Annotated in this window: 8 protein-coding genes and 1 pseudogene; 4 read left to right on the forward strand and 5 right to left on the reverse strand. The window is 46.7% G+C overall.

The window, feature by feature from the left end:
* Positions 1-233: 233 nt before the first annotated feature.
* The 5 genes and pseudogenes from JGK07_RS29655 to JGK07_RS29675 all read right to left on the reverse strand — a co-directional run bounded on the left by JGK07_RS29655 (position 234) and on the right by JGK07_RS29675 (position 9,093).
* Positions 234-1,154, reverse strand: a complete 921-nt coding sequence (locus JGK07_RS29655) for an NAD(+) kinase (protein WP_293186638.1) — start codon at positions 1,152-1,154, stop codon at positions 234-236.
* Positions 1,155-1,374: 220 nt separating this feature from the next.
* Positions 1,375-3,175: pseudogene (locus tag JGK07_RS29660) on the reverse strand (hypothetical protein).
* A gap of 57 nt (positions 3,176-3,232) precedes the next feature.
* Entirely contained in the window at positions 3,233-7,204 is a 3,972-nt protein-coding gene (gene cobN, locus JGK07_RS29665; protein ID WP_293243464.1) for a cobaltochelatase subunit CobN, read from the reverse strand.
* A gap of 117 nt (positions 7,205-7,321) precedes the next feature.
* Positions 7,322-8,059: an ABC transporter ATP-binding protein gene (locus JGK07_RS29670; RefSeq protein ID WP_293186641.1), complete on the reverse strand. Its 738-nt coding sequence runs from the start codon at positions 8,057-8,059 to the stop codon at positions 7,322-7,324.
* Positions 8,060-8,280: 221 nt separating this feature from the next.
* On the reverse strand, positions 8,281-9,093 hold the full coding sequence (locus JGK07_RS29675) for an ABC transporter ATP-binding protein (protein WP_293186642.1): 813 nt from the start codon (positions 9,091-9,093) through the stop codon (positions 8,281-8,283).
* Between the two features lie 31 nt (positions 9,094-9,124).
* On the opposite strand from JGK07_RS29675, the gene JGK07_RS29680 reads away from it, so the two are divergent.
* From JGK07_RS29680 to JGK07_RS29695, 4 genes are all read left to right on the forward strand, one after another.
* A complete protein-coding gene (locus JGK07_RS29680) occupies positions 9,125-9,388 on the forward strand; it encodes a DUF433 domain-containing protein (RefSeq protein ID WP_293186643.1) in 264 nt (87 codons plus the stop codon).
* A gap of 12 nt (positions 9,389-9,400) precedes the next feature.
* Positions 9,401-9,649, forward strand: coding sequence for a type II toxin-antitoxin system MqsA family antitoxin (locus JGK07_RS29685; protein ID WP_293186644.1), 249 nt, complete (start codon positions 9,401-9,403; stop codon positions 9,647-9,649).
* 128 nt (positions 9,650-9,777) lie between these two features.
* On the forward strand, positions 9,778-10,656 hold the full coding sequence (locus tag JGK07_RS29690) for a Uma2 family endonuclease (RefSeq protein WP_293208800.1): 879 nt from the start codon (positions 9,778-9,780) through the stop codon (positions 10,654-10,656).
* 65 nt (positions 10,657-10,721) lie between these two features.
* Complete coding sequence (locus JGK07_RS29695) at positions 10,722-12,590, forward strand: tetratricopeptide repeat protein (protein WP_293186647.1); 1,869 nt, start codon at positions 10,722-10,724, stop codon at positions 12,588-12,590.
* Positions 12,591-12,685: the final 95 nt, after the last annotated feature.

Consider the following 12,685-nt stretch of genomic DNA (forward strand, 5'->3'; position numbering starts at 1 on the left):
AGCGCAACAACGTACCTAATTAAAGCGCTCTTTTAGAGATTTTGCAAAAGAGCGCTAATCGGACTTCAGTCCAAATCTTAAGGTACACGTACCTAATTGAAGCGCTCTTTTAGAGATTTTGCAAAAGAGCGCTTAAGCGCAACTACGTACCTAATTAAAGCGCTCTTTTCTAGATTTTGCAAAAGAGCGCTGAAGCGCAACTACGTACCTAATTGAACGGTTGATGATGTGGATTAATTGCGGTGATTGTTGGTGTACCGAATTCGGGCTCCGGCCCACTGAAGTTTTTCCCTCAATGTGCCGTAATAAGAATAGTTTTCCCGCAAAATGATAAATTTGGCTTCGCAGTCTGCCATCCGCACATCTACGCGCTGTCCGGGCCAAATTGCTGTAGCTAAAATGCCGTCCATCCAGAGTTTTGTACTGAGTTCGTAATCTGCTAAGGGCCAAATGCTGACGACGGAACCGGGTGGCAAAACTACAGCCCGACTGGATAAACTTAAAGGGCAAATCGGAGTAACTGCGATCGCATCCATTCCCGAGTGGATAATCGGCCCGTTGGCAGATGCGGTGTAGCAAGTCGAACCGGTAGGGGTTGCCACAATTAAACCGTCGCCTTGATATTGATCGACTACTTCGCCGTCAACTTCCATTTCTAGAATACAGCTCGGCATTCGATCGGCAGAAGCAGGTTTGACACACATTTCATTAAGTGCCAAAAATCGATCGCTTTCCGGTTCAAGATTAGTTCTGTTTCCCTCAAAAACCGCCGCCTGCAACATCATCCGCTTCTGCACGGCATACCTATCTTCGGCTAGTCTGTCCCAAATCTCCTCAGTATTTTGGAAATCCTCAAAAGACTCGGTTAAAAAACCCAGATGTCCGCCTACATTCGCAGCTAAAATCGGGATGCCGTCAGCAGCCAAATTCCGCGCAGCAGCCAGGGCGGTACCGTCGCCGCCGAGAACTACGGCTAGATCGATCGGGCTGTTACTAGAAGCTAAAAACACCGGATACGGGTTATCTTTCGGGCCGCTGGGGCCCATTAAAACTTGACAGCCGCGATTTTCTAGCTGGCGGGCACACTGTTCTGCCCACCGCTGGCTGAGGGTGTCTCGGGCTTTGTGGGCGATAATTACTTGTTTTAGTTGCACAATTAATTTGGGATTTGGGATTTGGGGTTTGGGATTTTAGACTGAACTAAAAAATCTCAAAATGTTCGATCGCACAAATTGATTTCGGACATCATTTTAGATATTAAACTATTCTTGAAAATTGCGAGGCATAGCCAAAGCATCTGCGTTCCTCGGCAGCGCCGGGGAACGAGAATTCCCCATTGTTTAATCGAAAATCGCCCATCGAAAATGGTATTGATTACCCATCAATACTTCGGGATTTGGGCTGCGGCCAAATAATGCTGGTATCGGAGGCGAGGATGCGAGAAACTGCGATCGCCCCAAAACGGTTGAGGTGGCTGGGATCTAAGAAATAGTCGTTGCGATTTGGCCACCGCTGGGACAAGTCGCGGAAGGCGAATCCTTTTTGTCGCGAGAGTTGCTGCATTCGTTGTCTAAACTGCTGTTCTGCCCACCGACGAGTTGGATCTAGGTAGTCGTCGGTGAGGGGCAAATTGACGAAAATTAGGGGGATTTTCCGAGTTTTGGTAAATGCTACGACTGAATTAAAGGCTGTTGCTTGTTTGCCACTGAGGTTGAAGTCTTCGTAGTCGCGATCGTACTTGCCTGAAACGTAGGGGCGTTGTCGATAATATGTGTCGGGATTGTAACTTCCCGACATTGACATGAATCCGTTAGAGTCGATCGCATCTGCCAATTCGCTGACTTGTCTAATTGCTATTTTTGTTTGTGATACTGCATTCTGGGCAACAGGCAAGATGCCTGTTCCACTGTTGAGTAATTTGACTGTGGGGAGTAGGGGTTGGGCATCTTGCCCGCCCCAGTCAGCAACAGGCAAGATGCCTGTTCCACTGTTGAGGAATTTGACTGTGGGGTGGGCATCTTGCCCGCCCCAGTCAGCAACAGGCAAGATGCCTGTTCCACTGTTGAGTAATTTGACTGTGGGGTGGGCATCTTGCGTTGAGTAATTTGACTGTGGGGTGGGCATCTTGCCCGCCCCAGTCAGCAACAGGCAAGATGCCCGTTCCACTTGTGAGGAATTTGACTGTGGGGTGGGCATCTTGCCCGCCGCTAAAAGCCCGATCGACCGATGCTTGAGATCGGCGGAAAATGCCGTCGCCACCGGTGTTACAGGACTGCGGGAATCTGTAACACTGGGGCATTGCGTTAGGTTCACCAGACGGGAGTTTGGGGCGAACGCCTGCTGCTAAAAGCTGGCTGCCTTCAGAATCGACGATCGAATTAAAAGTGCGATCGTCCCGGCCGCTGTTAAATGCGCGCACACCGTCCGCCCAGACAATCATTTGAGGTAAATAATCGGGCTTCAACAGCCGTCGCAGTTGAAAGTCAACAACTTGGGCAGTTGCGCCGTTGACTGCAAAGTTAAATACCTTTAAACCCGGAGTGCCGTTAGCAGCCAAAGATTGTTTTAGCTGTTTGGGATCGACGCCCTGCAACGCCCGGGAACTACCGACGATCAAAACATCTGGCGGCCCGACGGCTGCAACGTAGGATAGGTATAGTTCTAGCTGTTCGTCGAGTAAATCGCTGCTGAAGCTGACTGTACTGGCTTGCGATCGACTTGCGCCCGCTTGCTGTTGGGCATAAACCAGATTTTTCATGTACTCGGTGACTTTTTTTTCAGCAAACGCCCGCCTGGGACTACCGGGGGGAACCGCTTGCATCCAGGCTACCGCTTGCACCCATTGGGCTGCTACTTCGTCCCACTCTTGTTTTGAATTGGCGGATTGGGCCAAATTGGCGGCCTTGGTGGCAAAGTTAACTGAATCTCCAAATGGGTCGTTTTGGGCGCAGGAAGGAACGCTGATGGATTTTTGGCGTTTATTGGGGTTTTTGGCTAACACAGAGGTTGGTGGCTGCGTTAGGACGGAGGATGATGCGATCGGGCTTGATGTCGCTGCGGTGTTGGGTGGCTTGGGTGGCGAACATCCGACTGTTGTTAGGGCGATCGCAGCGATCGCGGTGCAGGTACGTTTTAAGATGTTAGTACCCAGAGTAGCTATGTAGCGGCGAATCATACAGCTTTCACCGTTCGCGAAACATTAGTAAATATTACCGCAAGTGGGCTGGTGATGTTAATTGCGTATTTCTGTGTGGGATTCGATGACTGCTTCGGCTTCCAGGGCGATCGATCGCAATTTATCAAGGATATCCTGACTGGCACTCTCCCACAACCCCCGTTGGCGAGCTTCTAACAATCTTTCCGCCATATCTCGCAGCGCCCAAGGATTATTTTCCTGAATAAATACCTGAACTTTTTCATCAAAAATGTAAGCCTGTGCAATTCCTTCATACATAAAATCTTCAACACAATTCGCCGTAGCATCGTAAGCAAACAAAAAATCCACCGTTGCGGCAATTTCAAAAGCACCTTTATAACCGTGACGCATCGCCCCTTCAATCCATTTCGGATTTACCGCCCTGCTGCGATAAACCCGCGCAATTTCTTCTTTGAGTTGTCGCACTTTTGGATTTTCGGGAATCGAGTTATCTCCGAAATAAGTTTCAGGATTTTTCCCTTGCAAATTGCGAATTGCCGCAGTCATTCCCCCTTGGAATTGATAATAATCGTCGGAGTCGAGGATATCGTGTTCGCGGTTGTCTTGATTTTGGAGAACTATTTGCATTTGACTGAGGCGCTGTGTAAAGGCTTCCGGTGCCGAACATCCCCATTCACTTTGTTGAACTCCGGCTGCATCTCCAGGCAAATTTGAGGAACTAGAGGAAGTATAGGCGTAACTGCTCCAATTAATGTAAGCTTTTGCTAGATCGCCGTCGTCTGTCCAGTTTTGAGCTTCAATTATTCCCTGAAGCCCCGCACCATAAGCCCCCGGTTTTGAACCAAAGACTCGAAATTGCGATCGCACTTTCGCATCTTCCCGACTCAAACCAGCCGATTCCCAATCCAAAATCTCTTGTTTAACTTGTGCTGCTAAAGGATTGTCTTCCGCAGATTCATCTAAATCCGCCACAGCTTTGACAGCCGAGTCAAACAAATCAATTAAATTAAAAAAAGCATCGCGGAAAAAGCCAGAAATCCGCAAAGTAACATCAACGCGCGGTCGCCCCAAAACAGCAACAGGCAAGATTTCAAAATCTACAACCCGGCGCGAAGGCCCATCCCAAATTGGTTGAACTCCGATTAATGCTAAGGCTTCGGCGATGTCGTCTCCACCTGTCCGCATAGTCGATGTTCCCCACACAGACAAACCCAAAGTTTTCGGATATTCACCATTTTCTTGAGTGTATCTTTCGATTAAAGTTTCGGCTGCAACTCTGCCAACTCTCCAGGCGGTTTCTGTGGGAATAGCGCGGATATCTACGGAGTAAAAATTGCGACCTGTGGGTAATACATCTGGTCTGCCGCGGGTGGGCGCGCCGGATGCACCGCTGGGGATGTGTCGTCCATCTAGTCCGCGCAACAGGTTAGTAATTTCTTGGTTTGTTTGGAGGAGTGAAGGTAAAAGATAGTTGGAAATCCAATCTAATTCTTGTTGGGTTGCTTCTCCTATTTTAACCGCAGATGAACGCGGATCGACGCGGATGTTTTTGATTAAATCATCTACTAATTCAGCAGCTTTTGCTTCTAATTCTGCGGTTAAATCGCCTGCGGTGGTTAAGGGATCGAAGTCTAGGTTTAAGTCTTTGGCGAGGGCGCGGGTTAAGCCGGAACGATTTGTGCTAGGATGGCGGGCGATCGCAATTATCAAATCTCGCAACTGTCTACCTTGGGGACATTGACCAAAAATATGCAATCCGTCGCGGATTTGGGACTCTTTGAGTTCGCAAAGATAACCGTCGGTGCGGGTGATAAACTCGGTAAACTCCGATTTATTGAGTTGGATACCTAGGTCTTTATCTAGATTTTCCTGGTTGGTAAGGGCTACAATGCGATCGCGAATCATCGGTAATCTCGACGGATCTAAGCTTTGGGCTTCGCAATATTCATCGATTAAGGCTTCCAACTGCTGCAAAGGCCCGTAAAGTTCGGCGCGAGTCATCGGCGGGGTGAGGTGGTCGATAATCACGGCTTGCGATCGTCTTTTTGCCTGGGAACCCTCCCCCGGATCGTTGACAATAAACGGATAGAAATTCGGCAGCGCGCCTAATGCGATTTCGGGATAACATTTATTAGACAATGCCACACTTTTACCGGGAAGCCATTCTAAATTCCCGTGTTTTCCCGCATGAATAATCGCATCAATTCCCAACTTTTCGCGCAGCCAATAATAGTAAGCAAGATAATTGTGAGTTGGTTCCAAATCCGGCGCGTGATAATTTAACGCCGGATCGATTTCGTATCCCCGCGACGGTTGAATCCCGACAAACACATTTCCGAATTGAATCCCCGGAATCGGAAACAGATTCGTATCCAGGTTCGTAGTAAGGACTTCAGTCCTTCCTTCCAGGTTCGTAGTAAGGACTTCAGTCCTTCTTTCCCCAGTCGCTAACCCCCATCTATTACAAATTCCATCCTGTACTTGCTGCGGCAAAGTTGCAAAATATTCTTGATATTCCGCCAAATCCAAATATTGATTTACAGGGCGCAATTCCCGTCCTTCCGGGTCATTTGTTACGCCAGATATCAGCATTTCAATTAACTCGTTCCCGCTGCTGGGAATATTATCTACTTGATAACCGACTTCCTGCATAGCCTTGAGGATTTCCACACAGCTAGCGGGCGTATCCAAGCCAACGCCGTTAGCTAAGCGGGCGTTGCGGGTGGGATAATTTGCGAGAATTATGGCGATGCGTCTGTTGGCGGCGGGGGTTTGCTTCATCTTCACCCAATTCGCCGTTAAGTCTGCTACGAATGAAATGCGATCGTCCGCTGCGACATATCCTACCACATCTGTTTCTAATTCACTGTTCCAAGTTTGTACAGCTTTAAAAGAAACAGCCCGAGTAATAATTTTCCCATCTACTTCTGGCAATGCCACATTCATCGCCACATCTCGCGGCGAAAGTCCTTGTAATTCAGTTTCCCACTGTTCCAAACCGCCGCCGCTGAAGATTGCTTGCAAGATAGGAACATCTAAGGATTTAAAGCTATTTTGTTCCGGTTCGAGATTGTTGAAACCCGAGACTGCAAAACTTGTTGTATTAATGAGTAATTGAATTGGTTCGGAATCTTTGGGTTTAAAATGTTCCACCAATTCCACTTGCAAATCCGGTTCTCGCAGCGAAGACACAAAGACGGGAACTGGTACTAAATTTCGGTCATATAATGCTTGACAAAGTGCATCAATAGGTGCTAGATTTCCCGATAAATAATGAGCGCGATAAAATAAAATCCCGACTTTAGCAAGGGTTGGTAAACCCGGAGATCCCCCCCAGCCCCCCTTAAGAAGGGGGGGGCAAGAAGTGGTCAAAGTTTCGGTTTTTAAGGGCGATTTAGGGGGATCGGAATCTGGGTTCAAAGTCCCCCTTCTTAAGGGGGATTTAGGGGGATCGGAATCTGGTAGTAAAATTCCCAAACCAGCCGTTGTATTTCCTCCCCAATCATAAATTCCCACCCGAGAAACTGTTTGAGGAAGAGGCGGATTATAAGCAGTTTTCAAACAAGTGTCAGCCGTAAACTTGAGTGCATTAACAAAATTCTGGACTCCGCCTTCTGTGAAATAGCGCCACAGTTGATTGACTGCGGACAGCGATACATTAGAATGACTAATTAAATCCGGATCTGGACTATCTTCACCGGGCATCACAATCAATACCGCATTAGTTTTCTGCACCGTTTCCCGCATAACTTCTAATCCGTAAGACCAATAAGAACGCCCGCCTAACAGCCTTAAAATTATTACCTCTGCGCGTTCTAAAATTTCCTCGGCGTAGGTGTCAATGGTTAATTGTTGCTGCAACTGAAGCAGATTTACGGCCCGCACTTTCGGGAATTCGGGTGGCATTTTGGATGCGGCGGCCGCGAGTGTTTGAATGTCAGTGTCAGCAGCACTAATAAATACGATTGGTGCTGGGGTTTGCTGTATAAAAATTACTCCTTCTGCTTGAGGGTTCCAACCTCCGGGCGTAGCTGCTATTTTGTGCATTAATTTATCCTCTATAATAAGTTTGTAGTTAAGTTTGTAGTGAGGACTTGAGTCCTCTGATTTTTGGGATTCATGAAGAGGACTGAAGTCCTCACTACGAACCCAAAAATGTCGGAATTAACCTAAGTATGCTTTCTTTACTTGTTCGTTGTTGAGTAAATCTGATGCTATGCCTGTGATGGTAATGTTACCAGCTTCTAGTACGTAAGCCCGATCGGCAATTTGGAGTGCTAAATTGGCGTTTTGTTCCACTAACAAGATTGTAACGCCCGTAGAGCGTAGGTTTTGAATGATTCCGAAAATTTCTTTGACGATCGCAGGTGCTAAGCCTAAACTGGGTTCGTCCAATAATAGCAGTTTCGGGCGGCTCATGAGCGCGCGGGCGATCGCCAGCATTTGCTGTTCCCCGCCGCTAAGGGTTCCTGCCAGTTGAGTGCGCCTTTCTGCTAAGCGCGGAAATATCTCGAATTGGCGGCTTAAATCGGTTTTGATGGCTGCGAAGTCCGATCGCACATAAGCCCCTAATTCCAAGTTAGTTAACACCGTCTGCTGCGCCAAAACCCTTCGCCCTTCTGGACTGTGGGCGATTCCCAATTTTACCACTTCGTGAGCTTGGCGGCGACTAATATCGCGCCCGCTGTAGATGATTTGTCCTTCCCGCAAATTAACTATTTTAGAAATTGCTCTCAATGTCGTACTTTTCCCCGCACCGTTAGCGCCGATGAGACTGACAACTTCGCCCGCATTTACGGTTAAATTCACATTTTGCAGGGCTTGAATTCCTCCGTAATTTACACAGAGATTTTTGAGTTCTAACAGGATATTTTTGGTAGTCTTTGGGGGGACATTGTGCATTTTATCTGACTTGGAGTTTGAGATTTGTAGTTGGGGCGGGCGGGTTTACGAGATTGTAGATTTTAGGTAATTATTATTGGTTAACCCGCCCTACAAAATGCGTACAAATGATGCAATATGTGAGTTTTTAATATTACTCTTAGTCCGCGGAGGCGGACATTGTTTGTGTAGGCGCGATTTCCAATCGCCGGGTTCCAATCGCCCCATTGTTTTGTAATTTTCTATTTTTCATCTCCCAAATAAGCTTCTATTACAGCAGGATCGTTCCTAACAAAAGCAGGTTCACCCAAGGCAATAAGCTGACCAAAATGCAATACAGCAATTCGATCGCACAATCCCATCACCAGCGGTACGTGATGCTCGATCAATATTACAGTCAAATTGAATTGTTCCCGCACTTCCCGGATAAAATCACTTAACTTGTGCTTTTCCGTCGGATTCATCCCCGCCGCTGGTTCATCTAGCAGTAAGATTTGCGGTTCCAGGGCTAAGGCGCGGGCGATTTCCAAACGCCTCTGATCGCCGTAGGGCAGGTTTTTGGCTTGTTCCTGCGCGCGATCGCCCAAACCGACCAAATCCAACAATTCCAGGGCTTTCCGCTGGGTTTTGCGCTCCATAGCGTTAGATTCTGGTAAGCCGAAAATCCCCGATAGTAGCGATAATACCGGATTTTGCGATCGGCTGTGGATGTGTCGGGCGATCGCCACATTCTCCAACACCGAAAGATCCCCAAACAATCTAATATTTTGAAAAGTGCGCGCAATACCTTTATTCGCAATTTGATAAGGCTTCAATTGGGAAATATTTTCATTTTGATAAATCAGATTGCCACTAGAAGCAGGTATCAGTCCAGTCATTACATTAAATAGAGTTGTCTTGCCAGCACCGTTAGGGCCGATCAGTCCAAATATCTCGTTTTTTTCAACTGTAAAAGATACGTCGTTTACAGCAACTAAACCGCCAAAGCGGCGAGTTAATCCTTGGGCGGCTAAAACAGGATTGGTTTTTGAGAGAGTCAGGGGTTCGGAACTCATAAACAAATGATAGAATATAAGATATCTAATTATGCCTCAAATTATGGATGCTCAAAAACTCTTAGAACGAATCACAGTAAATTCCCAAATATTTAACGGAAAACCGATTATTCGGGGTCGCCGTCTTGCGGTTGAGCACATTCTAGGAATGTTAGCGGCTGGCGACACTCCTGAAACGATTCTCGAAGGCTATTCCTGGTTAGAAAGAGAAGATATTCAGGCTTGTCTAGTTTATGCTCATCGGCTGATTAGTCACGAGCGTATCGAACCTCTGTTGGTGGAAACTAGCAAATAAAAATATAAACTCATGCGAGAAATCCGATGCAATACCTGTGGTAGCAACCGCTATGAGGAACGTAAAATCAATTACCTGTATAGTCATCAAGGTAAATACTTGCTAGTTCCTAACACGCCTGTTGAGATTTGTCTGGATTGTGGCATGATTTATTATGATGCAGCAGTTCTCAAAGAAATTGAGCGCCGTTTCTTTGCTATTCACCAGCAGAATGAAATGCCGGATTCATATATTCAAATTCCCAGCAAGAGTTACACGTAAATAATTTTTGGTTTGTTTGGGAAGATGCGATCGCCCTTAGCGGCACTCGCAAGAAATCGAAAACCGCTATAATGTCTTAATGACCGTACCGCCTCAATCTCCTTAAGCCGTCTCGCCCGGGTAATTTTATGACGATGTACGTACCGGATTCGCAGCCTTACCAAACAAAACTGCTCCCTACGATGTACGATCTACCTAGTGAAGACCCGGAGGAGCCCGGTTTGCCTGACGAATATCACGACTATCAACCCGAACTGCTGCGTCAAACCTGCCGCCCCCGCAACCATCCGCTAGACCAAATCTTTATAGCGACAGACCTCAATCTATACTACGATTCCAATCATCTCAATTGGTATAAAAGACCCGATTGGTTCGTTGTCTTGGGCGCTTCTAGATTTTATCGAGGTGAGGATTTGCGCCTCAGCTACGTGATGTGGCAAGAAAATATTACTCCTCTAGTAGTAGTGGAACTGCTGTCACCTGGAACTGAAGATGAAGATTTGGGAATCACACCAGAAGTCCGAAATAAACCGCCTACTAAGTGGCGAGTTTATGAAGAGATTTTGCAGATTCCTTACTACTTTGTTTTTAGTCGCTACACTAATCAACTGAGAGTATTTCAATTGATTGATAATCGTTACTGCGAACAAGTTTTAACTGATTCGCGATTCTGGATACCGGAATTGGAGTTAGGTATTGGTTTGTGGGAAGGTAATTATCAAGGTTTTTCGAGGTTGTGGCTGCGCTGGTACGATGCTAGTGGCGATTGGGTTCTGACTCCAGAAGAATTTGAAAGACAACGGGCTGAATTAGAAAGACAACGCGCTGAATCTGAAAGTCAACGCGCCGAATTTGAAAGTCAGCGGGCTGAATCTGAAAGTCAACGCGCTGAATCTGAAAGTCAGCGGGCTAAATTAGAAAGTCAACGCGCTGAATCTGAAAGACAGCGAGCAAATCGATTGGCCGAGATCCTCCGAGACATGGGCATTAATCCAGATGATCTGTAAAATTAAGTAGCAGCCTGCAATACGGCTCGCGGTGTCAATAAAAATTTATTAACTAAAAATAACTTATGCCAGAATCTACTTCATTGCGCGATCGCTACCTAGCACTGATCGATAAAATTGTCGAAATCACCCTCAAAGGTCAAATTCGCTCTAAAGAACAAGTATATCAAATGTTGGTGCAAGACATTGGCACCGGCACGGGCGAAATCTTTGAACGCTGTTTTGGCGAACGCCTCGATGCCACCGACAACCTGCTCAGAAATGAAAAGGACGAAATCAAACAAGCCAAGGCAAATCGCAGCCTCAGAGCGCTAAAAACTATCCAAGGAGAATGGGAACGTTGGCAGAAGGATAACCGCGTCGATCGCGAAATCGCATCTTCCATCCAACAAATCCTTGCCGCCGAATCTAACGGCCGCCTCCTGGCAATATTGCAAATAATTGATCCCAATAAAGAACATCCGCTGACTCTCGATCAATTGCAGCAATTGTCAAAATCTGTGCACCAACAAATGCTGCAAACTACCAATCCCGAAACCGAACGAGATTTGCAACAAATCACCGCCGGGATTGCTAAAGGTTTAGAATCTTGGCAGCGCTTGGAACCGGAACTCGTCGGCTGGATTTATCAGCCACAGCAGCTAGGATTCGCCGGCAGTCCCGAACAAAATGGGCCTTGGGCTTTTTGGTCAAAAAAAGTTAATAGTGCCTTTGCTAACGCTCTTTTACAGACTATTGCCAGGGGTGATTCTATCGTTGAATTTGCAGCCAAGCAGTCTAATGTAGAATTAGGTACGTTGCTGGAATTGGCGATAATTTTGCAGTGTTTGCAACGGGCTTTGGTAACATGGTTCGACAAGCAAGTTTATGATTCCAAGGTGTCCACAAAAGCTTCGATTTCTACTTACATTACTTTTTCGGTAATTTGGAGTCAGCTAGCTAGTGGATTTAATAATTCTACTAAGAGCGGCGAACAGTTGGCAAATGCTTGTTTTCAAGTGACTTTGCAAATTTTACGCACTTTTTCTCAGCGGGAATACTTTCCGCTTTACGGCGGGATTTTTGCTTCGTTTGATGGTAAAGCTTTGCGGCATACTTTGGATTATTTAGATGAACCGCTGCGGCGCGTTGAAGGTACTCAAGCGAAGGCTCGAATTTTGACGCTTTTGGGTTATTCGATGCAGGCGGCTGGGGCCTACGAGCGATCGATCTTACTGCACAAGCAATCCCTGGAAATTGCCCGGATGGAAGGAGATAAAGCCTGTGAAGTCGCCAATCTCAATCACATTAGCCGCAATTATGTGGCTCAAAAAAATTATCAGGAAGCGATTAATTACAGTCAGCGGGCTTTGATTATGGCACGGCAGGCGGGAGAGCGGCAAGGTGAGGCGAACGCCCTGGCTAATTTGGGCTACAGCGAGGTGTTCCAGGCGCGGCAGTTGGAGGAGGTGGAACCGGAGGTTTACGAAAGTGCTATTAGTTATTTGGAGCAAGGTTTGCTGCTGTCGGAGAAATTGGGCGATCGCCAAAGTCAAGCTTTTTGCTCCAGCAGCCTCGGTATTGCTAAAATTGCTCTGGAAAATGCTGCCGGTGCGATCGAGTATTTGGTCAAAGGTTGGCAAGCGGCTCAATTTTCCGGCGACTTATATCTCCAAGGTCTCAATTTGGCTTATTTAGCTCAAGCTTATTACAGTCTGAATCAACTAGAACAAGCAATTTTTGCTGGCTGTTTGGGGATGTATACTTTGGAGCAAATTGGGGCGATGGAATGGCGACAATCGGCTGGTTTGCTGACAATTTTGCGCGGACAAATGGGGGCTGAATCTTTTAAGCAGTCTTTGGCGAAAAGTCGAGCGAGTATCATTCCGGCGATCGGTGTTGATGGCTACGATTATATCCCAGAATTGTTGGAAAAATACCAGCAATCTATTTAACTCTTTGTGGAACAGGCATCTTGCCTGTTGCTAAGAAAGAAAGGGGGCGGGCAAGATGCCCACCCCACAATAAAATTAACTCTTTGTGGAACAGG

Source organism: Microcoleus sp. PH2017_24_DOB_U_A (genome assembly GCF_020738205.1).
GTDB lineage: Bacteria > Cyanobacteriota > Cyanobacteriia > Cyanobacteriales > Microcoleaceae > Microcoleus.